Origin of the sequence: Aurantimonas marina, assembly GCF_017183135.1 — a bacterium.
GTDB classification, from domain to species: domain Bacteria; phylum Pseudomonadota; class Alphaproteobacteria; order Rhizobiales; family Rhizobiaceae; genus Aurantimonas; species Aurantimonas marina.
Genome location: NZ_JADDXW010000022.1, coordinates 21,547 through 43,935 on the forward strand (window position 1 = coordinate 21,547; position 22,389 = coordinate 43,935).

Genomic DNA, 22,389 nt, shown 5'->3' on the forward strand with positions numbered 1-22,389 from the left:
ACCTCTCGACTGGCTCTGAAACGATCATTACAGAGTTGCCTACCATGTCAAGCACGACCGGCCGCGAAATTCGTCGGCGGCGCGGCACCATGTTAGGAGGCCGGCGCGGATGGACGGGGAGCTTTTGAATGACGACGAGCGATGACCGGACGGTCGCGGAGCTGATCCGCGCCGCGTTTCCCGATCTGACCCGCGCCGAGCGGCAGTTGGCCGACGCCATCCTCGAGGACTATCCGATCTCCGGGCTCGGCAGCATCACCGCCCTGTCGGAAAGCTCCGGCGTCTCGACGCCGACGGTGCTGCGCATGGCGCGCAAGCTCGGCTTCGACGGCTTCACGCATTTTCAGGCGAGCCTGCGCGGCGAACTGAAGATGATGATTTCCGATCCCGTCGCCAGGCGCGAGCATTGGACCGACGAGCTACCGCACGCCCATATCCTCAACCGCTTCGCCGAGGCGGTATCCGACAATCTGCGCAAGACACTGCAGCGGATGGACGTGGAGACCTTCGACGCCGCGACGGCCCTTCTGGCGGACCCCGCTCGGGCGGTCTTCGTCGTCGGCGGCCGGGTCACCCGCTCGCTCGCCGACTATTTCTTCAGCCTGCTGCAGGTGATCCGCGACGGCGCGCATCTGTTGCCGCCCAACGCCAATATCTGGCCGCACAGCGTTTTGGGCATGAAGGAGGGCGACGTCCTCCTGATCTTCGACATCAGGCGCTACGAGCGCGAACTCCTGAGCCTCGCCAGGATGGCCCGCGCGCGCGGCGTGACCATCGTCTTGATGACCGACCAGTGGGGCTCGCCGATCACCACCCAGGCGGCGCACGCCTTTCATGCCCGGATCGAGGTGCCGTCGGCCTGGGATTCGACCGTCGTCCTGACCTACATGGTGGAGGCGTTGCTGGCCGGCATCCAGGCGCTGCACTGGGACACCGCGCGGCGGCGGATGAACGAGCTGGAAGGCCTGCTCGACGAAACCGCGATGTTCAAGAAGTTTACGTGAGGGAGAGGCGATGGGCGGGTTGACCGGCCTCTATCCCCTACCCTCGCGCTGGCCGCGGCGGCGGGCCTGAACGATCTCGGCGAGGATCGACAGGGCGATCTCTTCCGGCGTGATCGCGCCGAGATCGAGACCCGCCGGCGCCTTGACCCGGGCGAGCGCCAAAGGGTCGGCACCCTCGGCGGCCAGCGTCTGGCGCAGCGCCGTCATCTTGCGCCGGCTGCCGACGAAGGCGTGGGTGTCGGCCGCGATCCCCAGCGCGGCTGTCAGCGCCGCCTTGTCGCCCCGACCTTGCGTCGAGACAACGAGGAAGCGCCGGGCTTCCTGAAGACCCTCCACCGCGAAGCCGTCGATGACGCGGTCGGCGTCCGGCGTTGAGGGCCGATCCTCCGCCGGGGCCGCGAGGGTGACATGGAAGCCGAGCGGCCGCGCCTGACTCGCCAGCGCCATCGCAACGGGACTGGCGCCAAGGATCACCAGCGAGGGTTGCGGCAGGACGGGCTCGATGAAGATGTCCATGGTGCCCTCGCTCGGGCACATGTTCTTGGCGAAGCGCACGCCCTCGCGGCTTTCGCCGGGGCTGACGCCGAGTTCGGCGAGGAGGTTTTCCGGCTGCACCGAGACGAGCCGCGCCACCCCGTCGGCGAGCGCCTCGCGCGCCGCCTTCAGCACCGCGCCACGGGCGCAGCCGCCGCCGATCCAGCCGGCCGCGATAGTGCCGTCCGCACGGATCACCGCCTTGGCGCCGGCCTTGGCGGCGGTCACCGAAACGGTCCGCACGACGGTCGCCAGAACGAAGGCTTCCTCGGCCGCCTTCAGACGGGATATCAGGTCGATCACGTCGACATGGGCGGTCATCGCAAGGGGTCCGTCACAGTTTCGCCAGATAGGGTTCGAGATCGGCAAGGCTTTGCAGCGTGTGTGCCGGCGCATAGAGGTCGACATGGGGCAGCGCCGCCTTGATGCCTGCGGCCTCCGGCGCGTAGCCCTCCCAGCCGATCATCGGGTTCAGCCAGACGATCCGGCGGCAGCGCCGGGCAAGCCGCGCCATCTCGCGGCCAAGCAGCGCCGCGTCGCCGGTCTCGTAGCCGTCGGACACGATCATGACGCAGGTCCGCGAATGGATCACCCGCGCCGCGTGCCAGCGGTTGAAGGTCTGAAGGCTCTCGCCGATCCGCGTGCCGCCGCCGGCGCCTTGCGCCATCATCGACAGCCGGTCGAGCGCGCGGACGGGGTTCTTCTCCTTCATCGCGTCGGAGACATGGGCGAGCCTCGTGTGGAACAGGAAGGCGTCGGCCTCGCGAAACTCGTCCAGAACGCCGTGGATGAAGCGGAGAAAGACGCCGGTGTAGAGGCTCATCGAGCCCGACGCGTCGAGCAGCATGACCAGCCGCAGCGGTTTTTCCTTGCGGCGGCGCTTCACAAGGGAAATCGGCACGCCGCCATGGCTGATATTGCGGTGGATGGTGCGGCGAAGGTCGAGCCGGTAGCCACGCCGGCGGGCGAGATCACGGCGGGTGAGCCGCGTGCGCATGGTCCGCGCCAGCCGCGCGGCAATGTCGTGGGCCGCCGCGATCTGCGCCGGGTCGGCGATCTTGCGAAAATCGGTTTCGGCGAGATTGTCGGCGCGTGATGCGCCTTCCATGCGGCCGACGCCGTCGCGGTCCTCGCCGGGCTCGTCGCCGGCGGGCATCTGGTCCGGCGCCGTGTCGCCGCCGGAATTGGCCGCGTCGTTGCGCAGATTCTTCAGCGACGGGCTGTTGGCGGCTTTGGTCGAACCGGAGATCGCCGAGCGCGAGCGCACCCGCTTGCCGAGCCAGAAGGCGTCGAACAGGCCGTCGAACACCTCCCAGTCGGCCTTGCGCGCCGCGAACAGATGCTTGAAGGCCGCCCGCAGAAGAGCGGGCCGGTCACCATAGCCGGACGCCAGCAACATCGCCGCATCCTGGCCCTCGCTGAGGCCGACGGCAAAGGCATTGTCGCGCAGGGTGCGCAGAAAGGCCGCAAGCTTGTCGGCAACGCGCGCTGCCGCCATTTCCGGCTCGACCGGCAGAAGGGCGGGCGCGGGGCCGGCGGCGCTCACGCCACCTTCCCCAGCAGGCGCTCCGTCACTTCCCGCGACAGCCGCGCCTTGTCCTCATGGGTCTTCAACAGGCACATCAGCGTTTCGTGCACGGTCTCCGGCCGATCGGCGAGATCGCGCACGTCGAGCCCGACCAGCGCCGCCGCCCAGTCCAGCGTCTCGGCGACACCGGGAACCTTGCGCAGATCCTCCTTGCGGATGCCCTCGACCATCCGCGCGATCTGCAGCGACAGCGAGGCGCCGGCGCCCTCAACCCGCGCCATGATGATGCGGGCCTCGCGATCGACGTGGGGATAGTCGACATAGTGATAAAGGCAGCGCCGGCGCAGCGCGTCCGACAGCTCGCGCGTGCCGTTCGAGGTCAGCACGACATGGGGGATCGAGACGGCGGTGATGGTGCCGAGTTCAGGGATCGAGACCTGAAAGTCCGACAGGAGCTCGAGCAGAAACGCCTCGAACTCCTCGTCGGCGCGGTCGACCTCGTCGATCAACAGGATCGGCGGCTTTTCCCGGCGGATCGCGGCGAGGAGCGGGCGCTCCAGGAGATATTTTTCCGAGAATATCTGGTCCTCGATCTCGCCCGCCTTGCCGCCCGCGTCAACCTGATGCGCCTGGATCGCCAGCAATTGCCGCTGGTAGTTCCATTCGTAGAGCGCCGCCGACTGGTCGAGGCCCTCGTAGCATTGCAGCCGGATCAGCTCGGTCGAATGCACGGCCGCCAGCGCCTTGGCCACCTCGGTCTTGCCGACGCCCGCCTCGCCTTCCAGAAGCAGCGGACGCTTCAGAAGGTCCATCAGCGAGATCGCCACCGCCAGTTCGCCATCGGCGATATAGCCCGCCGCGGCGAGGCGCTCGGCGATCTGGTCGCGGGACAGACTCATGGCCGGTGCTCCGGTCTCCCCCGCGGCGCCGGCCGCGCGCTTATCGCGACGCGCGACGCCGCCATGCCTTGCCCTCTCACGACAGGCTCAACCGAGCGCGCCGAGGTCTTTCGCCGCCTTCCAGTTGCGCCAGAAGTCATGCGGCATCTGGATATGCGTCGAGCCCAGAAACGAAAAGGCGTCGTTGACGGCGTTGGAAAAGGCCGGTACGCCGCCGACATTCGGGCTTTCGCCGACGCCCTTGGCGCCGATCGGGTGATGCGGCGAGGGCGTGACCGTGAAATCGGTCTCCCAATGCGGGGTCTCGACCGCGGTCGGCATGAAGAAATCCATGAACGAGCCGGTGATGACGTTGCCGGTCTCATCGTAGCGAATTTCCTGACCCATCGCGATGGCGAAGGCTTCGGTCAGACCGCCATGGACCTGCCCCTCGATGATCATCGGATTGATGCGCGTGCCACAATCGTCCAGCGCGTAGAAGCGGCGGATCTTGTAGACGCCGGTGTCGACGTCGATCTCCATCACGCAGATATAGGCGCCGAAGGGATAGGTCATGTTGGGCGGGTCGTAATAGCTGACCGCCTCCAGTCCCGGCTCCATGCCCGGCGGCACCGAATTATAGGCCGCCCAGCAGATGTCCTTCATCGACATGGTCTTTTCCGGCAGGCCCTTCACCCGGAAACCGTCGATGTCCCATTCCAGATCGCCTTCGTGGACCTCGAGCTTGTAGGCCGCGATCATCTGCGCCTTGGCCTTGATCTTGCGCGCCGCCATGGCGATCGCCGCGCCGGCCACCGGGGTCGAGCGCGAGCCGTAGGTGCCGAGGCCGTAGGGCGCGGTGTCGGTGTTGCCCTCCTCGACCATGATGTCGTCGGCGGGAATACCGATTTCCGTCGCGATGATCTGCGCCCAGGTGGTTTCGTGCCCCTGGCCCTGGCTCTTGGAGCCGACGCGGGCGATGCCGGCGCCGGTCGGATGCATCCGGATCTCGCAGCTGTCGAACATGGCGATGCCGAGGATGTCGCAGTTCTTCGACGGGCCGGCGCCGACGATCTCGGTGAAGAAGGACACGCCGACGCCCATGATCTCGCGCGTCTCGCCGCGCGTGAAGGCCTCGCGCTTTGCCGCCTGCTCCTTGCGCAGGCCGGCGTAGTCGACCGCCTCCATCATCTTCTTCATGGCGGTGTGGTAGTCGCCGGAATCATATTCCCAGCCGAGCGCCGAGTGATAGGGAAACTGCTCCGGCTTGATGAAATTCTTCAACCGCAGCTCGGCCGGGTCCATGCCGAGCTTCTGGGCGAGAATGTCCATGCCGCGCTCGATGCAATAGGCGGCCTCCGTCACCCGGAACGAACAGCGGTAGGCGACGCCGCCCGGCGCCTTGTTGGTGTAGATGCCGTCGACCGCCACATGCGCCGTCGGAAAATCATAGGACCCGGTGACGATGTTGAAGAAACCGGCCGGCCATTTCGACGGATCGGCGCAGGCATCGAAGGCGCCGTGATCGGCGAGGACGTGGACGCGAAGCCCGGTGACCTTGCCCTCGTTCGTCGCGGCGATCTCGGTCGTCATGTGGTAGTCGCGGGCAAACGACGTCGTGGTCAGGTTCTCGATCCGGTCCTCGACCCATTTCACCGGCTTGCCGGTGACGATCGTGGCGACGGCGGCGCAGATATAGCCCGGATAGGCGCCAACCTTGTTGCCGAAGCCGCCGCCGATATCCGGCGCGATCACGTGGATCTTGTGCTCGGGAATCTTGGCGATCAGCGCCACCACCGTGCGGATGACGTGCGGTGCCTGGAAGGTGCCCCAGATCGACAGCTCGCCGGTGATCTTGTCGAAGGAGCAGACGCACTGACAGGTTTCCAGCGGCGAGGGATGGGTGCGGTGATAGGAGAGCATCTCCTTGATCGTCACGTCGGCCTTGTCAAAGGCGGCGTCGGTCAGTTCCCGGTCGCCCACCGTCCACTCGAAGACGTGGTTGTGGTGCTTGCGCGGCCCGTGCGCTCCCTCGGTCTTGCCGGCCAGATCCTCGCGCAGCACCGGCGCGTCGGGCGCCATCGCCTCGAACGGATCGATGACGACGTCGAGCTGCTCGTATTCGACCTCGACGGCGTTGATGCCGTCATCGGCCGCATAGCGGTCGGTGGCGACGACGAAGGCGACCTCCTGGTTCTGATAGAGCACCTTGCCGTCGGCCAGCACCATCTGGACGTCGCCGGCCAGCGTCGGCATCCAGGCGAGATTGACGCCCTTGAGATCCTCGGCGGTCAGCACGGCCAACACGCCCGGCACCTTCAGCGCCGCCTCCGTGTTGATAGAGACGACCCGCGCATGCGGATAGGGCGAGCGCACGAAATCGCCGTGCAGCATGCCCGGCAGCTTCAGATCGTCGACATAATTGCCCCTGCCCTGGGTGAAGCGCACATCCTCGACGCGCTTGCGCTTGCAGCCCATGCCTTCGAGATTGGCCTCGCGTTGTTCCCGCGTGGGTGCCATGTCGTTCATTGCGCGGCCTCCTGAAATTCGGTGCCGTTGATCTTGGCGGCCGCGTACTGGATCGCCTTGACGATGTTCTGGTAGCCCGTGCAGCGGCATAGATTGCCGGCGATGCCGAAGCGGATTTCCTCCTCGCTCGGCGTCGGGTTCTCCTGCAGCAGGCGATGCGCGCGCAGGATCATGCCCGGGGTGCAGAAGCCGCATTGCAGGCCGTGCATCTGCCTAAAGCCCTCCTGCAAGGCCGACAGCGTGCCGTCGGCATTGGCCACGCCCTCGATCGTGGTGATCGCGGCGCCTTCCGCCTGGACGGCGAACATCGTGCAGCTCTTCACCGACATGCCGTCGATATCGATGGTGCAAGCGCCGCAATGGGTGGTCTCGCAACCGATATGCGTGCCGGTGAGCTGCAAATTCTCGCGGATGAAATGGACGAGCAGCGTACGCGGCTCGACGAGGCCCTCGACCTCTTCGCCGTTGACCGTCATCGTGATGTGAGTCTTTGCCATCGTTTCCCCCTCAGCCGGCGCGGCCGGCGGCGCGGGTCAGCGCGCGCGCGACCATGATGCCGCCGACATGTTTTCGGTATTCGACCGGACCGCGCGTATCGGCGGCCGGCGACATGATCGCCTCGGCGGCGGCGGCGGCCTTTTTCAGCGTCGCGTCATCGAGATCGGAGCCGATGACCAGCCCGGCCGCCTCTTCGGCGAGCAGCGGCGTGTCGGACAGATTGGTCAGCCCGATCGCGCAGCTCGCCACCGTGCCGCCGTCCATCGTCAGCATGACGGCGGCGGCCGCCGTCGCGTAGTCGCCGACCTTGCGTTTCAGCTTCTCATAGGCGTAGCCATGGCCGTCCGCCGGCGCCGGAATCGCGATCGCCGTCACAATCTCCCCCGGCTCCAGCGCGGTCACATAGGCGCCCTGATAGAATTCCGCCGCCGCGACCTCGCGGGCGCCATCCGGCCCGTGGATCCGGTAGCGCGCGCCCAGCGTCATCATCAGCGCCGGCATGTCATTGCCCGGATCGCCATTCGCCACATTGCCGCCGATCGTGCCGCGATAGCGTACCTGCGGGTCGGCGATTAAAAGCGCCGTCTCACGAAGGATCGGCAGCGATGCGGCGATGGTGTCGTCGGCGAGCAGTTCGTGCTGGGTCGTCATCGCGCCGATCACCACCGTGTCGCCGTCGCGGCTGATGCCCTTCAAGGCGGCGATGCCGTGCAGGTCGACGAGATGCTCGGGCGCCGCGAGCCGCAGCTTCATCATCGGTATCAGGCTGTGGCCGCCGGCAAGAAGGTTCGCGTCTTCGCCGAGCAAAGTCAGCAGGTTGACCGCCTCCGCGACGGTCGCTGGCCGGTGATAGTCGAACTGACCCGTTATCATCGTTCCCCCCTTGTCCATTTTCGCGATAGGCGCGGGCATTTGCGGCGAGGCTGTTCCGCGGCTCGCGCGGCGGCAAGACAGCCGACCTCAACGCGTCACGAACGCCCGGATTGCGCACGAAACGCGGCTTTTGGCGCATGAACCGCGTCAGTCTTTATGACCTATTCCCGGCTTGTTGCAGCCGGGTTCCATGCCGGGCGATGCCGAGACGGGTCTTCAGTTCGGCGATCCTCGCCCGGCTCACCGGCACCTGGTGCGGCGTCAGCCCGTCGAGTTCGACGATACCGCCATCACCCGCCCGGCGCACCGAGGTCACATGGGGTATCGCCACGATGTGGCTGCGATGCACCCGTAGGAACTGGGCCGGGTCGAGCCGCGCCTCGGTCGTGGAAATCGACCACGGGCACATCCGCTCCCGGGTGCCGTCATGCACCAGCGTATAATGGGCGTCGGCCTTGACGCCGCGCACCTCCGCCACGTCGATGAAATGGGTGCCGTCAGGCCCTTCGACCGGCAGTCGTGTCACCGGCAATGAGCGATGTCCGGTTGCCGCGTCCGGCTGCGGCGATAGCGCGCGCGCGTCGGTCGGAGGATGGGTCGCACCAGCGTCGAGGACCTCGGCGGCAAACGCCGCGTCGCCGAAACCCGCCGGAGCAAAGGCATGGACCGCGCGCTGGCGCGGTTCCGGCACCAGCAGCAGCAGGAAGCCCGCGGCGACGACGAAACACAGCAGCGCGACGACCAGCGCCAGCACCTCGGCCGAGGCGACCAATCCGCCGGAATTGACGACCTCCAGGGAATCGAGCGGCTGCAATCGCATCCCGTACATCGCCGTATAGTGCATGCCGGAGACCGCGAGGCCGAAGGCGACGGCACTCAGCGCCAGCCGCCGGCCGTCATGCCGGGCGATCAGGATCCGCAAGCCGCCATAGGCCGTGCCGACCGCGATCAGGGCCGCGAGGCCGACCATGACGGGGTCGTGCTCAATGGCGAAATCGCCCGCCAGGCCGTGAATCCCGACATAGTGCATCGAGACGATACCGGCGCCGAGCAACAGTGCCGAGGCGATGATGCGCCCTTCCGACGGCTCACCGACGCTGACGAAGAACAGCGAAACACCGACGACCAGCGCGCAGATCAGAAACGAGACGATCGTCGGCAGGACGAGATAGCCGGTGGCCTGCGGAAGCGGCGCGGCCAGCATGCCGATGAAATGCATGGTCCAGATGCTGACGGCGAGGAACACGGCCGCGCCGGCGAGCAGCAGCCTGCGGGTCAGCCCCGGCGTGCCGCGAACCCGCGCCGCAAGGCTGAAGCCGGTGTATCCGCCCAGAATCGCGACCGCCAGCGAGAGGGCGACCAGATAGGGATTGTGCCCGTCGAACATCTTGATACCGGCACGCACCAGGCTTCTCCCGGCGCGCTTTCTCCTCGCGGAGAAGTCTATAATCGCCGGGGCGGCAATGACAACGTGCCGTTGCCGCCAATGTCCAGACGCCAGGGAGCCTGGCAATCGCGCATCGTCCCCGTCGCCGAACCTGATTCGGCGATCATGCTTTTGTCAGGTCGATGCGACGGAGCGACGATCAGCCGATTTCAGGCGACTTTCAGCTGCTCGCAAGCCCCACCAGCATCGCGCCGAGAGCGACGAGGTGGATCAGGATGAGTGCCCGATCGTTCCACAGCACACCGACCGCGAACCAGCCGATGAGCCCGACCACAAACAGATAGATGTTCCAAGGCGTCCACCCGAAGGCCGTCGCCGTATAGCCCATGATCTGGATGATCGACGCAGCCCATTTGATCGTAAAGGCGATCTGGCCGGTGTTGCGCGGTGCCGGTTCCGCGACGGCGTCAGACAGCACGGGTCAGCCCGCCATCGACGCGAATGTTCTGGCCGGTCATGTAGGCGGCGTCCTCCGAAGCGAGATAGGCGATCAGCGACGAGACCTCGCCCGCCTTGCCGTAGCGGCCCATGGGAATGCGGGCGCGGCGGTCCTCGGTCTCGGGCAGACTGTCGATAAAGCCGGGCAGGACGTTGTTCATCCGCACATTGTCGGCGGCGTATTTGTCGGCAAACAGCTTGGTGAAGGCGGCAAGCCCCGCCCGGAAAACGCCCGAGGTCGGAAACAGCGGGTCCGGCTCGAAGGCGGCGAAGGTCGAGATGTTGACGATCGAACCGCCGCCCTGCGCCACCATGAGCGGCGCGACGATACGGGTCGGCCGCACGACATTGAGCAGATAGACCTCCATGCCGGTGTGCCAGTCCTCGTCACTGATCTCCAGCACCGGCCCCTTCGGCCCGTGTCCGGCCGAATTGACCAGCACATCGACGCGGCCCCAGCGGTCCATTGCCAGATCGACAAGCTTTTGCAGATCCGCGACCGCCCGGTTGGAGCCGGTGACGCCGGCACCGCCGAGTTCGGCGGCCAGCGCCTCCCCCTTGCCCGATGACGACAGGATCGCAACCTTGTAGCCGTTGGCGGCCAGGCGCTTTGCCGCTTCGGCGCCCATGCCGCTGCCGCCGGCTGTGATGAGGGCTACTTTCGAGGTCATGACCGTTCTCCGTTGTCTTTATCCGGCGCCAGAATGGACCTCCTGCGGGGGCTTGACCAATCATGTCTCGTCGCGCGAGACTGCAGAATTTCTACTGCCTCAACAGGGACGTTCCCCGTGCGAACACCAAATCTGAACGCGCTGCGGATGTTCGACGCCGCCGCGCGACATCTGAACTTCCGGCTCGCGGCGGAGGAACTGAACCTGACGCAAGGGGCCGTGGCGCAACAGGTGCGCCGGCTCGAGGCCGATCTCGGGCAGGTGCTCTTCCACCGCAAGGCACGCGGCCTCGCGCTGACCGACATCGGGCGGAGCTACCACGCGCCCGTGCGTCGGGCGCTGGCGATCATCGATGACGCGACCCAAAAGCTGCGGCCGGAGACCGCCCGCATCACGCTGAGCGTCACGCCCTCCTTCGCGGCGAAATGGCTGGTGCCGCGACTGAGCCGCTTCGAAGAAGCCTACCCCGAGATCGATCTGCGCACCGTCGCCAGCGAACGGATCGCCGATTTCCAGCCCGACGGCGTCGACATCGCCATCCGCCACGGGCACCCGCCGTTCGAACGCGGCACACACAGCACGCTCCTTGCCCCACTCGATCTCTGCGCGGTCTGCAGCCCCGGATACGCGAAGTCAGCCGCCCCGATTGACCGGTTCGAGGATTTTACCGCGCACCGGCTGATCCAGGATAGCCATATTTTCTGGGAAACGCTGTTCGAGCGGCGCGGGACGACGGCCCGCCATCGCATCATGCAATTCAATCAGACCGCGCTCGCCATGGACGCGGCAGCCAACAGACAGGGCATTGCGCTGGCGCCGCGCCTGCTTGTTGCGGAGGAGATCGCGCGGGGCCGACTTGTCATGCTGTGGCGGGACGAAAGCGAAGATCAAAGCGGCTACCACATCGTCCACCCGATCACGGCGAAACCGAACCCCGCCAGGGACGCCGTGATCGCGTGGATCCTCTTTGAGGCCGGCGGAACCGACGATCTCAACCCATCGCTATAGCTTGGGCGGACGATCCGATGGCGGACCGTAAGCGTTCGCGGCACGGCGTGAGGCGGGTTGGGGATAGCACAGCGAAGAACGCCTGCCGGTGCCAAAGCGACCGCCGGTTCGCTCATTCGGACCGCCATGCGCCATTGCCGCGGCGCCGATCCATTTTCGTATCGGATTGATGGCGAGGCGAGGACGTGCCTAATATCACCGGTCGAGCCTTTCTGGAGCCTGCCGTGCAGCGACATCCGACTGTCATCGACGGATGTTACCGCACCGGCGCTCCCATTGGGGAAGCGACTGGTTTTCGTCGACGCCCGTGTCGACGCGCTTTGAGAGGGTTACCCATGATGACATCCCGAACATGCACAACGGCGCTCGCAACCGTTCTGTCCCTGTCGACCAGCCTTGCCTTCGCGCAGTCCGGCGACGTAGCGATGTCGATGGACGACCTCGTCGCGGCGGCCAAGCAGGAAGGCCAGTTGACGACCATCGCGCTGCCGCACGACTGGTGCAATTACGGTGAGATGATCGAAGGCTTCAAGGCGAAATACGGCCTCGAGGTCAACGAGCTCAATCCCAATGCCGGCTCCGGCGACGAGATCGAGGCGATCAAGGCCAACAAGGGCAACACCGGCCCGCAGGCGCCCGACGTCATCGATGTCGGACTGTCGTTTGGGCCGTCCGCGATGGCCGAAGGCCTGCTGGCTCCCTACAAGGTCTCGACCTGGGACGAAATTCCGGAGGATGCCAAGGATGCCGACGGCCATTGGTACGGCGACTACTACGGCGTCCTGGCCTTCCAGGTGAACAAGGACATCATCGACAATGTGCCCACCGACTGGGCCGATCTGATGAAGCCGGAATATGCCAACGCGGTCTCGCTGGCGGGTGACCCGCGCAGCTCGGCCCAGGCGATCCAGTCGGTCTACGCGGCCGGACTCGTGGCCACGCCCGACGGCGGCGGCGAGGCGGTCGGCAAGGCCGGCCTCGACTTCTTCAAGAAGCTGAACGAAGCGGGCAATTTCGTGCCGGTCGTCGGCTCGACCGCGACGCTGGCGCAAGGGACAACCCCTGTGCTCATCCATTGGGACTACAACGCGCTCGCCTCGCGCGATACGCTGAAGGGCAATCCCGCAACGGAAGTCGTGGTACCGAAGTCGGGCGTCGTCGCCGGCGTCTACGTCCAGGCGATCAGCGCCTTCGCGCCGCATCCGAACGCCGCCAAGCTGTGGATGGAATATCTCTACTCGGACGAAGGTCAGTTGACCTACCTGAAGGGCTATTGTCACCCGATCCGCTTCAACGCAATGTCGAAAGCCGGCAAGATCCCGCAGGAGCTTCTCGACAAGCTGCCGCCGGCCGAGGCCTACGATGCAGCGAAGTTCCCGAGCCTCGACGACCAGAACGCCGCCAAGGCAGCGATCACCGGCGAGTGGGACAGCGTCGTCGGCGCCACCGTCCAGTAGCACGCTCGATGTTCGGACCGCCGGCGACGCCGGCGGTCCGTCCGGTCGCGACACGGACGACAGCGGGGGATCATGGCGTCTATCGTCGATGCAGGGACGACCGGCTCGCGAACCGCGCCGGCCGCGGGACCGTCGCGCAGACGACCGCCACGTTCGCTGGCCTGGCTCGGCATCGTTCCGTTCTTTGCCTTCGCGCTCCTGTTCCTGATCGGGCCGACGGTCTATCTGGTCTTCGGCGCCTTTCAGACGCCGAGCGGCGCGCTGACCTTCGACAATATCATCGGCCTCTTCACCCCGCAGATCATGGCGGCCTATTCGATCTCGATCCAGGTCAGCCTGGCCTCGGCGGCGTTCGGCGCGCTGGTCGGCTTCTTCATCGCCTACGCGATCGTCCACGGCGGCCTTCCGGGCGGGATCCGGCCGACTGTCGTCACCTTCGCGGGCGTCGCCTCGAATTTCGCCGGCATCCCGCTCGCGTTCGCCTTCCTGGCGACGCTCGGCCGGCTCGGCCTGGTCACATTGTTCCTGAAGGATACGTTCGGCATCAATATCTACACGCTGGGCTTCAACCTGTTGTCGTTCTGGGGCCTGACCATCACCTATCTGTATTTCCAGATTCCGCTGATGGTGCTGATCATCACCCCGGCGCTCGACGGGTTGAAGAAGGAATGGAGCGAGGCCTCCGAGATACTCGGGGCATCGCGCTGGCAATACTGGCGGATGGTCGGGCTGCCCGTGCTGACGCCTTCGATCCTCGGCTGCTTCCTCCTGCTCTTCGCCAATTCCTTCGGCGCGATCGCGACCGCATATGCACTCACCGGCTCTTCGCTCAACATCGTGCCGATCCTGCTCTACGCGCAGATCCGCGGCGACGTCCTCTACAACCCCAATCTCGGCTACGCGCTCGCCTTCGGCATGATCGTCATTACCGGCTGCTCCAATGTTCTCTATCTATGGCTGCGCGCCCGTGCCGAGCGGTGGCGGCAATGACAAACTCGCGGATCGCCCCCTTCGCCATCGTCGCCATCGGCGCGCTGTATTTCTTCTTGCCGCTGGTCGCCACTTTTGAATTCTCGCTATCGATGCTGCGCGGAATCTGGAGTTTCGAGGCTTACCGGGTCGTCTTCGACGATCCGCGCTTTCGCGAGACCTTCGTATTTTCCGTCGTGGCCGCGCTCGCGACGATCGTCCTCGGCGCGCTTCTCGTCGTGCCGACGGCCTACTGGGTGCGGCTGAAATTCCCCAGGCTGAGGCCGCTCGTCGAGTTCATCACCCTGCTGCCGCTGGTGATCCCGCCGATCGTTCTCGTCTTTGGCTATCTCAGGCTCTACAACTCGTCGTCTTTCCTGCCCTTCACCGACAGCGCCCTCGGCACCAATATCCTGCTCACCTTCGGCTATGTCGTCCTGTCGCTGCCCTACATGTTCCGCGCGGTCGATACTGGCATGGCGGCAATCGATATCCGCACTCTCACCGAGGCCGCCGAGAGCCTCGGCGCCAGCCGCCGCACGACCCTGCTCAAGGTGATCCTGCCGAATGTCCGCGCGGCAGTCCTGTCGGGGGCGTTCCTCACCTTCGCCATCGTCATCGGGGAATTCGTACTGGCGAGCCTTCTCAACCGGCCGGCCTTTGGCCCCTATCTCGCACTGATGGGCGCCAACCGCGCCTATGAGCCGGCGGCGCTCGCGGTGATCGCCTTCGCGGTCACCTGGGCCTGCATGGCCTTGCTCCAAATCGTCGGCAGCCAGGCTCCCGGCCGCTCCCGCTCGGGCCGATCGCTGTTCAAATTGGGAAGGCGCGCCGTCCGATGAGTTTTCTCCAGATCTCGAACGTCTCGAAGCGCTTTGGAGCGAATACCGTGGTCCGCGACTTCGACCTTGGCGTCGAGCGCGGCGAGTTCGTCTCGTTTCTCGGTCCGTCCGGTTGCGGCAAGACGACGATGCTGCGGATGATCGCGGGCTTCGAGACGCCGTCGGCCGGCAACATCGTGATCGACGGCGAAGACGTGACCGACACCCGGCCCAACCGCCGGCGGATCGGCATGGTGTTCCAGGCCTATGCGCTGTTTCCCAACCTTTCGGTCGCCGACAATGTCGCCTTCGGCCTCAAGGTCGCCGGCCGCCCGAAATCCGAGATCGGCCCCCGCGTCGCGGAAATGCTGGCGCTGATCAAGCTTCCGCATCTGGCCGAGCGCTATCCCTACCAGCTCTCCGGCGGACAGCAGCAGCGCGTCGCGCTCGCACGCGCCCTGGCGCCGAGCCCGCGCGTCTTGCTGCTCGACGAGCCGCTTTCGGCGCTCGACGCGCAAATCCGCCTGTCGCTGCGGGAGGAAATCCGGGCGCTGCAGCGCGAACTCGGCATCACCACGATCTTCGTCACGCACGATCAGGAAGAAGCCCTTTCGATCTCCGACCGGATCGTCGTGATGAGCGACGGCCGCATCGAACAATGCGGCGCGCCCTTCGAGATCTACAATCGGCCGGCCAGCCGTTTCGTGGCGAGTTTCGTCGGCACGCTCAGCCTTCTCGACGGCGTCAGGGAGAGCGGTTCGACGGTCGCGGTCAACGGCACGTCGGTGACGCTGGCCGAACCGCCGCGAGGCGCGACGGGAACTCCGGTGACGCTGGCGCTGCGGCCCGAGGCGGTGAAGCTCGAACCCTCGCCCGAACGGATCAACCGGTTGAGCGCGCGGGTGGAGGACACGCAATTTCTCGGCTCGGTGGTGCGGCTGAAACTGTCGGTCGCCGGCGGCATCATCCTCGCCGACACCTTCAACCGGCCAACCGCGCCGCCGCCGCTACGCGGCGCGGTCGTCGACCTCTACTTCTCGCCGTCCGACGTCTTCGCGCTGAAGCCGGGCGCGGCGCCGGAACCCGCGACAGCGGCCTGACCGCCGTCCCCGAGCCTATTCGCCGCCAACCGCGACCCCTCGATCACTCGCCGAGGGTCCGCTTGCGTTCCTCGAAATCGTCCTTGTCGATCTCGCCGCGCGCATAGCGCTCCTTGAGAATATCGTGCGGCGAGCGTCCGCCCTGCTGATTGGGCGCCTGGGTCGCCGGCCACGTCCCACCGCCGAGCCAGCGTACCAGGAGGACGATGAGGCCGATCACAATGGCCAGAAACAGGATCATGAAGAACGGACCGAAGATCATGCCGTACCAGCCTCCATCCCAGCCCATATGCGGGCCATAGGCGTAGCGATAGGATTCCGTCTGCTGCGCCAGGGCCATGCCCGGCAGTAGGGCGACGGCCGCGACCGTCGCCGGAATGAGTGTATGTCTGATCATTGCGCTGCTCCTTGGTTTGGCTGGGGCGGCGCGCGCAGGCGCGCGCCGCCGTTCCATTCCGGAACCATGAAACCTTCCAGCGACGGCCGCCTTGACGCGGATCAAACCGGGCGCAGGCGCGGGTCTTCCCCTTGCTGTGCCGACCCGTAATCCCCAACCAACCCCGCCAGGCCCTCGCGATAGGTCGGATAGCGGAAAGCGTAGCCCGCCGCCTTGATCTTGGCGTTGGAAACCCGCTTGTTCTCGCCGTAGAAACTGCGCGCCATCGGCGACAACTCGGCCTCGTCGAACCCGGTTTCCGGCGGCGGCGCGACGCCTGCGAGTTCGGCGGCGTGGGCGACGACGTCCTGTGGTGGCGCCGGCTCGTCGTCGCTGACGTTGAACACACCGCCGAGGCGCTGGCCGGCAAGCAGCGCCAACGCCCCGGCGATATCGTCGACATGGATGCGGTTGAACACCTGGCCGGGCTTCACCAGCCGCTTGGCCGTCCCCCTGGCCAGATTGACGAAACCGTTGCGGCCCGGCCCGTAAATGCCGGAAAGCCTGAGGATCGTCAGCGGCACGCCGCGCGTTTCCGCGACCTTGCGCCAGGCATCCTCCGCCGCGACCCGCGCCGTGGAGCGCTCGGAGACCGGCCGCGTTTCGCTCTCCTCATCGACCCAGGCGCCGTCATGGTCGCCATAGACGCCGACCGTCGACAGATAGCCGATCCATCGCAGATTCGGGCTGCCATGGGCGATCTCGTCGGCATACCAGCGCAGCACCGGGTCGCCGGCCCGGGCGTTGGCGCCGCCGACGGAAGCGCCGGCCGGGGCGGCATGGCCGGGCGGGATCGAGACCAGGAGGTGCGTGGCGCGATAGAGCGTCGAGGCGATGCCGTCCGCCGGATGCTCGCCATCGAAGACGAAGGGCTTCAGGCCATGCGCGGCCAAGCTTGCCGCCTTGTCCCTGGAGCGGACGGTAACGCCGGTGACCGTCTTCCTGTTGAAAATCGCCGGCTCGAAACTCTCGACGAAGCGCGAAGCCGAATAGCCGTGACCGAAAACGAAGAGCCGCATCCGAGATGGATCGGATATGTCCGTCATGCCGCTCGACCTTTGACACGCGGATAATGCCGGCCAGCCGGAACGATCTCGTCGACCTCGAGCCGACCGATCCTGAGACGGCCGATATCGGCGGACCCGACCTTTGCCCGACCGATCGACAGCCGGCCGATCGCGAAGGCGCCGACCGCGATCGCTCCGACGGCGAGCGCGCCGATCGCCAGCGCCCCGACCGCCCCAGCGCCGATCGCCTGGCGGCGGCGCAGCGCGTCGGGCAGGCTGTCGCCGGCCCATTGCAGCGAGTGCCGGGCCTGCTCGACGCTCATTCTGCCAGCCTTGACCGCGGTTTCGCCGGCCGTAACGGCGGCATCACGCACCGTCTCGGCCGACTGCCTCGTGTTCCTGCCCCAGCGCATGCCATTCGCTCCTGACGTTCGGATTGCCTTCGCTATCGAGCGCGCCGACGCGTTCACGCAAGGCGTCGGCGCGATCCAGGCGGTCCAGCGCCCAGATCGCCATCGCCCGAACCAGCGGCGCTGGGTCCCGCAGAAGTCCCCGCACCAAGGGAGCCAGAGTCGGATCACCGGAATTTCCGGCCGCGATCAGGCAGTTGGAAACGAACTTGTCGCGACCGATCCGCTTCACCGGCGAACCGGAAAACAGCGCCCGGAAGCCAGGATCGTCGAGGGCGAGCAGTTCCGCAAGGCGCGGCGCGCGCAATTCGTCGCGCGCGATCAGCTTGGCCTCGCGGGCGCTCGCCGCGAACTTGTTCCAGGGACAGACGGCAAGGCAGTCGTCGCAGCCATAGATGCGGTTGCCCATTGCGGCACGGAACTCGCGCGGGATCACCGCCCTGGTTTCAATGGTCAGATAGGAGATGCAGCGCCGCGCATCGAGCTGATAGGGCGCGGGGAAGGCGTCGGTGGGGCAGATGTCCTGGCAGGCGCGGCAAGAACCGCAAAGGTCCCGGCCCGGCGCGTCGGCGGGAAGCTCGAGCGTGGTGAAGATCGAGCCGAGGAACAGCCAGGAGCCATGTTCCCGGCTGACCAGATTGGTGTGCTTGCCCTGCCAGCCGAGTCCGGCGATCTCGCCGAGCGGCTTTTCCATCACCGGCGCGGTGTCGACGAAGACCTTGGCGTCGTGGCCGCTGGCGGCGCCACCGGCCCTGGCGATCAGCCGTGAGGCCAGCTCCTTCAGCCGACCCTTGATCAGTTCGTGATAGTCGCGGTGGCGGGCATAAACCGAAATCCCGCCGCGATCGGGCCGCGACAGGATCGCCAGCGGGTACTCGTCCGGCGCATAGCTCAGGCCCAGAACGACAATCGAGCGCACTTCGGGCCACAGCGCCTTGGCCGAGCGGCGCCGCGCCGCCGTCTCCGGCATCCAGTCCATGGTGCCGTGACGGCCCTTGGCGAGGAAGTCGTCGAGCCGCGGACCGGCCGCAACGTCGCCGGTGCCCGGCGCGATGCCGACGGCGTCAAAGCCGAGACGGCGCGCGTCCTCCCGGATGAAGGATTTCAGGCGGTCGGGCAGATTGGCGGGTTCGGCGACCATGCTTCACTTATAGCCGAAGCCTGCGGCAGGCGGGAACCGCCGCGTCGCTCAGAAATCCAGTTCGCCGTAATGATGCACCGGCGGCAGGCCGCGCACCCGCTCGCTGAGCAGCGGGCGGAAGGACGGCCGGGATTTCACCCGCATGTACCAGTCCTTGGCTGCCGGCTCGTCCTCCCAGGGGACCTCTCCCAGATAGTCGAGGATCGACAGGGCGGCGGCCGCCGCCAGATCGGCATAGGACAGCTTCGGCCCGGCCAGCCAGTCGCGGCTTTCGGCCAGCCAGCCGAGATAGCGCAGATGATGCTTGAGATTGGCCCGCGCGGCGCGGATCGCCGAGGCGTCGGGCGCGCCGCCGCCCTCCTGCGGCGACATTTCCAGCTTGAAGACCCGTTCGCGCACCAGATAGCGCGTGACCTCGCCGTCGAGCTTGGACAGGAACCATTCGGTCAGCCGGCGTGCCTCGGCCCGCTCGATCGGCTTTTCCGGCAACAGCCGCCGGTCGCGCTGGAAGACGCCGCGGGTCTCGTCGAGATATTCGCCCACCACCGTCGCGCCGACGATGGGCGGGCCGTTGTCCTCGATCATCACCGGCAGCGTCGCAGCCGGATTGAGGGCGAGGAATTCCGGCCGCTTTTCCCAGGTCCGCTCCTGCAGGAGTTCGGCCCGCTCGCCGTATTCGCCGAGCGCCAGCCGCACGAAGCGCGAGGCGGCGGACATCGGATGATGGTGAAGCTTCAGCATGGAAACGGGTCGGGAGCTCTTGCGTGGGGTCGCCGGACACGGCCGGCGGCGCCGGGCCGTGATGATGTCGAAACACGCGCCCGGCCGATCGGGCGCTCGCGTGAACCAGGATTGTCGCAGGCCCGCGTCAACGAACCCTGAACAGCCTTTCGTCGGTGCTTGCGCGCCACATAGCAGCATCCGTGCGGCTTGCAAGATGTTGCAATCCGCAGCCGAAGGGGGTCAAAGCGCTGCGGGTCATGTCCCGCGCCGCGCTTCCATGCCCGTGCGCATCCCTCACCCGGACCTGCATGGAAAGCTTCGCATCAGCCTTCCCGCCTAGATCAGAGATTCCTCAAGGACGACGCTTTATGGAAATCGGGGCCATCATCGACGCGGTCATTCTCGGCATTACCGAGGGTCTGACGGAGTTCATCCCGGTCTCCTCGACCGGGCATATCCTCTTGCTCGGCCATTTCCTCGGCTTCCAGTCCACTGCCCGGAGCTTCGAGGTGCTGATCCAGCTCGGCGCGATCCTGGCGATCCTCGCCGTCTATTTCGCCCGGCTGTGGCAGCTCTTCATCACGCTGCCGTCGAGCCCGAGAAGCCGGCGCTTCGTCGCCGGAATCGTGCTGGCCTTCCTGCCGGCAGCCTTTGCGGGCGTGCTGGCGCATGATTTCATCAAGACCGTGCTGTTCGAGACGCCGATCGTCATCTGCGTGGCGCTCGTCGTCGGCGGCATCCTGCTCCTCGTCGTCGACCGGATGCCGCTCAAGGTGCGCTATCACGACGTGATGGACTATCCGCTTTCGCTGTGCCTGAAGATCGGCCTGTTCCAGACCCTGGCGCTGATCCCCGGCACGTCGCGCTCGGGCGCCACCATCGCCGGCGCGCTATTGATGGGCACCGACAAGCGATCGGCGGCCGAATTCTCGTTCTTCCTGGCCATGCCGACCATGGTCGGTGCCTTCACCTACGATTTGATCAAGAACGGCGATCTCTTGTCGCTCGACGATTTCGGCCTGATCGCCATCGGCTTCGTCATGGCGTTCCTGTCGGCGCTGGTCGTCGTCCGCGGCCTGCTCGACTTCGTGTCGCGGCATGGTTTCGCGCCGTTCGCCTGGTGGCGCATCGCGGTGGGTCTGGCCGGTATCGTGGCGATCGTGGCGATCGGCTAGCGCCGAACCAGGGCTTGGACGCCGGCTGGCGTCCCGGCCTTGCGCGATCCGGCTCAGACGAACTCGCTATCGTCGGGCGTCAGGCCACCGGCCTGCGGCTGCGGCGTGGTGAACTGGCCCTCGGGGCGAAACCGGACGAGATAGGTCGGCAGGATCGCGTCGATCGTATGCCCCTTCAGCCCAAAGGCGGCGAGGTCGCGGCCTTCAGCGATGGCCTGCTCGGAGACCACATTGTCGTGCCGCAACTGGCGGACCTGGTCCTCGGTCAGCGGCGCACCGGGCAGAAATCGCATGGCCCTCGCCATCGAAGCCGCGGCGCCGAACGGGATCGTCACGAAGCGCCGCTTGCGGCCGATCACACCGAGCATCTCCTCCATCATTTCCCGGAAGGTGAGAATTTCCGGCCCGCCGAGTTCGTAAACGCGGCCGCCCGCCGCCTTACCGTCCACCGTATCGGCGATCGCCTCGGCGACGTCGCCGACATAGACCGGCTGGAAACGGGTGTGGCCGCCGCCGATCAGCGGCAGGACCGGCGAAAACCGCGCCATCTGGGCGAAGCGGTTGAAGAACTGGTCTTCCGCCCCGAACACGATCGAAGGCCGGATGATAAAGGCGCCCGGGATCGTCTCGAGCACCGCCTGCTCGCCGGCCGCCTTGGTGCGGGCATAGGCGGAGCCGGAGGACGCGTCCGCCCCGATTGCCGATATCTGGGTCATTCGCGCACCGACGCCACGCGCCGCCTCGGCGACCGCCCGCGCCCCGAAAGACTGCACCGCCTCGAAATTCTGACGGCCGCTTTCGGCGAGAATGCCGACAAGATTGATCACATGGTCGGCGCCAGCCACCGCCCGGTCGACCGACCAGCGATAGCGCAGATTCGCCTGGACCGGCATGATCTGGCCCATATTGCCGTTGGTCTGCAGGTGATAGGCCAGATCCGGCCGCCGGCAGGCGACGCGGATGCGGTGACCGCGGCGGGCCAGCGCCCGCGTCACATAGCGGCCGAGGAACCCCGAACCGCCGAAGACCACCACCGTCTTGCCCGTGTCGACCGCCATCGTTCCCGCGCTCCTTGCTTCGCGCCGTGTCGCCGGCCGGTAGCCCGCGCGCAATCGGCTTCGCCTTGCCTCATAGCCGGTTCGCCCGCCAAGGTGAAGGCGCCAAAGCACCGTCGCTTTCCCGTGGTCGTCCGCGCCGGGCAGCGCCGATCGCGGCGCGAAAAAATCCGCGTTGACAGCGGCGGGTCCAGCTTCTAATTGTCCGCGCCGTGCCCAGGTGGCGGAATTGGTAGACGCGCACCGTTCAGGTCGGTGTGTCGCAAGGCGTGAAGGTTCGAGTCCTTTCCTGGGCACCATTTCCCTATTCGAGAATCAGGCTCCCCGCCTAAGCGATCCCATGAAGACTCGGCCGGCGCCCCGGCAGGGCATTCGTCTGGGCGTATCGCAGGGCCTGGAGGCGGGCGTAGGGTTCCCAGTTCGCGAGCACTTTACGCGCCGCGTCGGAAATTTCGAACTCGCCACATCGCGGGCACTGCACGACGGCGACATGCGCTGCCTCGACCTCGCCCCGCTCCGCCGGTCCATCACAGATGATGCACTGCATGATTGCTCGCCTCCCGGCCTTCGATGAGGCGCCATCCTGCGCCTTCGATCTTGGAAATGGAATAGCGGCGCGGGCTCGCCCCACCTCGTGACCGCGGATGCCGACGAGCGTCCGTCATCGCCTGGTTCGGATGAAAAAAG

General features: G+C 66.5%; 23 protein-coding genes and 1 tRNA gene. 8 read left to right on the forward strand and 16 right to left on the reverse strand.

Annotated features, from left to right (window positions below; translation table 11 throughout):
* Window positions 1-128: 128 nt before the first annotated feature.
* Window positions 129-1,004, forward strand: coding sequence for a MurR/RpiR family transcriptional regulator (locus ING15_RS17780; RefSeq protein ID WP_206456191.1), 876 nt, complete (start codon window positions 129-131; stop codon window positions 1,002-1,004).
* A gap of 30 nt (window positions 1,005-1,034) precedes the next feature.
* Here ING15_RS17780 and ING15_RS17785 read toward each other — a convergent pair whose 3' ends face one another.
* The 9 genes from ING15_RS17785 to ING15_RS17825 form a co-directional block, all read right to left on the reverse strand.
* The gene (locus ING15_RS17785) at window positions 1,035-1,859 is read right to left on the reverse strand and encodes an XdhC family protein (protein ID WP_206456192.1); all 825 of its coding nucleotides are present in this window, start codon (window positions 1,857-1,859) and stop codon (window positions 1,035-1,037) included.
* A 13-nt stretch (window positions 1,860-1,872) separates the two neighbouring features.
* On the reverse strand, window positions 1,873-3,084 hold the full coding sequence (locus ING15_RS17790) for a vWA domain-containing protein (protein ID WP_408628707.1): 1,212 nt from the start codon (window positions 3,082-3,084) through the stop codon (window positions 1,873-1,875).
* Window positions 3,081-3,965 carry an AAA family ATPase gene (locus ING15_RS17795; protein ID WP_206456193.1) on the reverse strand — a complete coding sequence of 295 codons (885 nt, stop codon included), beginning with the start codon at window positions 3,963-3,965 and terminating at the stop codon, window positions 3,081-3,083. The genes ING15_RS17790 and ING15_RS17795 overlap by 4 nt, the downstream gene beginning before the upstream one ends.
* 87 nt (window positions 3,966-4,052) lie before the next feature.
* A complete protein-coding gene (locus ING15_RS17800; protein WP_206456194.1) occupies window positions 4,053-6,473 on the reverse strand; it encodes an aerobic carbon-monoxide dehydrogenase large subunit in 2,421 nt (806 codons plus the stop codon).
* Window positions 6,470-6,970: a (2Fe-2S)-binding protein gene (locus tag ING15_RS17805; protein WP_206456195.1), complete on the reverse strand. Its 501-nt coding sequence runs from the start codon at window positions 6,968-6,970 to the stop codon at window positions 6,470-6,472. Before ING15_RS17805 ends, ING15_RS17800 begins: the two co-directional genes overlap by 4 nt.
* A gap of 10 nt (window positions 6,971-6,980) precedes the next feature.
* Entirely contained in the window at window positions 6,981-7,844 is an 864-nt protein-coding gene (locus ING15_RS17810) for an FAD binding domain-containing protein (RefSeq protein WP_206456196.1), read from the reverse strand.
* A gap of 154 nt (window positions 7,845-7,998) precedes the next feature.
* Window positions 7,999-9,231 (reverse strand): MHYT domain-containing protein, encoded by a 1,233-nt coding sequence (locus ING15_RS17815; RefSeq protein WP_206456213.1) that lies wholly within the window; start codon window positions 9,229-9,231, stop codon window positions 7,999-8,001.
* A gap of 220 nt (window positions 9,232-9,451) precedes the next feature.
* Window positions 9,452-9,709: a DUF6552 family protein gene (locus ING15_RS17820; protein WP_206456197.1), complete on the reverse strand. Its 258-nt coding sequence runs from the start codon at window positions 9,707-9,709 to the stop codon at window positions 9,452-9,454.
* On the reverse strand, window positions 9,699-10,400 hold the full coding sequence (locus tag ING15_RS17825) for an SDR family oxidoreductase (protein ID WP_206456198.1): 702 nt from the start codon (window positions 10,398-10,400) through the stop codon (window positions 9,699-9,701). Before ING15_RS17825 ends, ING15_RS17820 begins: the two co-directional genes overlap by 11 nt.
* A 117-nt stretch (window positions 10,401-10,517) precedes the next feature.
* Here ING15_RS17825 and ING15_RS17830 point away from each other — a divergent pair, with 117 nt between their 5' ends.
* The 5 genes from ING15_RS17830 to ING15_RS17850 all read left to right on the forward strand — a co-directional run bounded on the left by ING15_RS17830 (window position 10,518) and on the right by ING15_RS17850 (window position 15,755).
* Complete coding sequence (locus ING15_RS17830) at window positions 10,518-11,408, forward strand: LysR substrate-binding domain-containing protein (RefSeq protein ID WP_206456199.1); 891 nt, start codon at window positions 10,518-10,520, stop codon at window positions 11,406-11,408.
* A gap of 338 nt (window positions 11,409-11,746) precedes the next feature.
* Window positions 11,747-12,865: an ABC transporter substrate-binding protein gene (locus tag ING15_RS17835; protein WP_206456200.1), complete on the forward strand. Its 1,119-nt coding sequence runs from the start codon at window positions 11,747-11,749 to the stop codon at window positions 12,863-12,865.
* A gap of 72 nt (window positions 12,866-12,937) precedes the next feature.
* Complete coding sequence (locus ING15_RS17840) at window positions 12,938-13,855, forward strand: ABC transporter permease (protein WP_206456201.1); 918 nt, start codon at window positions 12,938-12,940, stop codon at window positions 13,853-13,855.
* The gene (locus tag ING15_RS17845) at window positions 13,852-14,676 is read left to right on the forward strand and encodes an ABC transporter permease (protein WP_206456202.1); all 825 of its coding nucleotides are present in this window, start codon (window positions 13,852-13,854) and stop codon (window positions 14,674-14,676) included. Before ING15_RS17840 ends, ING15_RS17845 begins: the two co-directional genes overlap by 4 nt.
* On the forward strand, window positions 14,673-15,755 hold the full coding sequence (locus ING15_RS17850) for an ABC transporter ATP-binding protein (protein ID WP_206456203.1): 1,083 nt from the start codon (window positions 14,673-14,675) through the stop codon (window positions 15,753-15,755). Before ING15_RS17845 ends, ING15_RS17850 begins: the two co-directional genes overlap by 4 nt.
* 43 nt (window positions 15,756-15,798) lie before the next feature.
* Here ING15_RS17850 and ING15_RS17855 read toward each other — a convergent pair whose 3' ends face one another.
* The 5 genes from ING15_RS17855 to ING15_RS17875 form a co-directional block, all read right to left on the reverse strand.
* Window positions 15,799-16,152 carry an SHOCT domain-containing protein gene (locus tag ING15_RS17855; RefSeq protein WP_206456204.1) on the reverse strand — a complete coding sequence of 118 codons (354 nt, stop codon included), beginning with the start codon at window positions 16,150-16,152 and terminating at the stop codon, window positions 15,799-15,801.
* A gap of 101 nt (window positions 16,153-16,253) precedes the next feature.
* Window positions 16,254-17,210, reverse strand: a complete 957-nt coding sequence (locus ING15_RS17860) for an SDR family oxidoreductase (RefSeq protein ID WP_206456214.1) — start codon at window positions 17,208-17,210, stop codon at window positions 16,254-16,256.
* Window positions 17,211-17,233: 23 nt separating this feature from the next.
* Entirely contained in the window at window positions 17,234-17,611 is a 378-nt protein-coding gene (locus tag ING15_RS19615) for a hypothetical protein (RefSeq protein WP_232845856.1), read from the reverse strand.
* Entirely contained in the window at window positions 17,565-18,749 is a 1,185-nt protein-coding gene (queG, locus tag ING15_RS17870; RefSeq protein ID WP_206456205.1) for a tRNA epoxyqueuosine(34) reductase QueG, read from the reverse strand. Before queG ends, ING15_RS19615 begins: the two co-directional genes overlap by 47 nt.
* A gap of 48 nt (window positions 18,750-18,797) precedes the next feature.
* Window positions 18,798-19,490, reverse strand: coding sequence for a glutathione S-transferase family protein (locus ING15_RS17875; RefSeq protein WP_206456206.1), 693 nt, complete (start codon window positions 19,488-19,490; stop codon window positions 18,798-18,800).
* Between the two features lie 350 nt (window positions 19,491-19,840).
* Between ING15_RS17875 and ING15_RS17880 the strand changes: the two genes are divergently transcribed.
* A complete protein-coding gene (locus ING15_RS17880; RefSeq protein WP_206456207.1) occupies window positions 19,841-20,647 on the forward strand; it encodes an undecaprenyl-diphosphate phosphatase in 807 nt (268 codons plus the stop codon).
* Window positions 20,648-20,700: 53 nt separating this feature from the next.
* Here the strand turns inward: ING15_RS17880 and ING15_RS17885 are convergent, their stop codons facing one another.
* Window positions 20,701-21,705, reverse strand: coding sequence for a complex I NDUFA9 subunit family protein (locus tag ING15_RS17885; protein WP_206456208.1), 1,005 nt, complete (start codon window positions 21,703-21,705; stop codon window positions 20,701-20,703).
* 211 nt (window positions 21,706-21,916) lie between these two features.
* Here ING15_RS17885 and ING15_RS17890 point away from each other — a divergent pair.
* A tRNA-Leu gene (locus ING15_RS17890) sits at window positions 21,917-22,001 on the forward strand.
* Between the two features lie 29 nt (window positions 22,002-22,030).
* On the opposite strand, the gene ING15_RS17895 is transcribed toward ING15_RS17890, so the two are convergent.
* Window positions 22,031-22,249, reverse strand: coding sequence for a hypothetical protein (locus ING15_RS17895; RefSeq protein WP_206456209.1), 219 nt, complete (start codon window positions 22,247-22,249; stop codon window positions 22,031-22,033).
* Window positions 22,250-22,389: the final 140 nt, after the last annotated feature.

What these genes read in the sequence shown, in the direction of transcription:
- ING15_RS17780 (WP_206456191.1), top strand. Translation starts at nt 129, where the DNA reads ATGACGACGAGCGATGACCGGACGGTCGCGGAGCTGATCCGCGCCGCG.
- ING15_RS17785 (WP_206456192.1), bottom strand. Translation starts at nt 1,859, where the DNA reads ATGACCGCCCATGTCGACGTGATCGACCTGATATCCCGTCTGAAGGCG.
- ING15_RS17795 (WP_206456193.1), bottom strand. Translation starts at nt 3,965, where the DNA reads ATGAGTCTGTCCCGCGACCAGATCGCCGAGCGCCTCGCCGCGGCGGGC.
- ING15_RS17800 (WP_206456194.1), bottom strand. Translation starts at nt 6,473, where the DNA reads ATGAACGACATGGCACCCACGCGGGAACAACGCGAGGCCAATCTCGAA.
- ING15_RS17805 (WP_206456195.1), bottom strand. Translation starts at nt 6,970, where the DNA reads ATGGCAAAGACTCACATCACGATGACGGTCAACGGCGAAGAGGTCGAG.
- ING15_RS17810 (WP_206456196.1), bottom strand. Translation starts at nt 7,844, where the DNA reads ATGATAACGGGTCAGTTCGACTATCACCGGCCAGCGACCGTCGCGGAG.
- ING15_RS17815 (WP_206456213.1), bottom strand. Translation starts at nt 9,231, where the DNA reads ATGTTCGACGGGCACAATCCCTATCTGGTCGCCCTCTCGCTGGCGGTC.
- ING15_RS17825 (WP_206456198.1), bottom strand. Translation starts at nt 10,400, where the DNA reads ATGACCTCGAAAGTAGCCCTCATCACAGCCGGCGGCAGCGGCATGGGC.
- ING15_RS17835 (WP_206456200.1), top strand. Translation starts at nt 11,747, where the DNA reads ATGACATCCCGAACATGCACAACGGCGCTCGCAACCGTTCTGTCCCTG.
- ING15_RS17840 (WP_206456201.1), top strand. Translation starts at nt 12,938, where the DNA reads ATGGCGTCTATCGTCGATGCAGGGACGACCGGCTCGCGAACCGCGCCG.
- ING15_RS17845 (WP_206456202.1), top strand. Translation starts at nt 13,852, where the DNA reads ATGACAAACTCGCGGATCGCCCCCTTCGCCATCGTCGCCATCGGCGCG.
- ING15_RS17850 (WP_206456203.1), top strand. Translation starts at nt 14,673, where the DNA reads ATGAGTTTTCTCCAGATCTCGAACGTCTCGAAGCGCTTTGGAGCGAAT.
- ING15_RS17855 (WP_206456204.1), bottom strand. Translation starts at nt 16,152, where the DNA reads ATGATCAGACATACACTCATTCCGGCGACGGTCGCGGCCGTCGCCCTA.
- ING15_RS17860 (WP_206456214.1), bottom strand. Translation starts at nt 17,210, where the DNA reads ATGCGGCTCTTCGTTTTCGGTCACGGCTATTCGGCTTCGCGCTTCGTC.
- ING15_RS19615 (WP_232845856.1), bottom strand. Translation starts at nt 17,611, where the DNA reads ATGCGCTGGGGCAGGAACACGAGGCAGTCGGCCGAGACGGTGCGTGAT.
- queG (WP_206456205.1), bottom strand. Translation starts at nt 18,749, where the DNA reads ATGGTCGCCGAACCCGCCAATCTGCCCGACCGCCTGAAATCCTTCATC.
- ING15_RS17875 (WP_206456206.1), bottom strand. Translation starts at nt 19,490, where the DNA reads ATGCTGAAGCTTCACCATCATCCGATGTCCGCCGCCTCGCGCTTCGTG.
- ING15_RS17880 (WP_206456207.1), top strand. Translation starts at nt 19,841, where the DNA reads ATGGAAATCGGGGCCATCATCGACGCGGTCATTCTCGGCATTACCGAG.
- ING15_RS17885 (WP_206456208.1), bottom strand. Translation starts at nt 21,705, where the DNA reads ATGGCGGTCGACACGGGCAAGACGGTGGTGGTCTTCGGCGGTTCGGGG.
- ING15_RS17895 (WP_206456209.1), bottom strand. Translation starts at nt 22,249, where the DNA reads ATGCAGTGCATCATCTGTGATGGACCGGCGGAGCGGGGCGAGGTCGAG.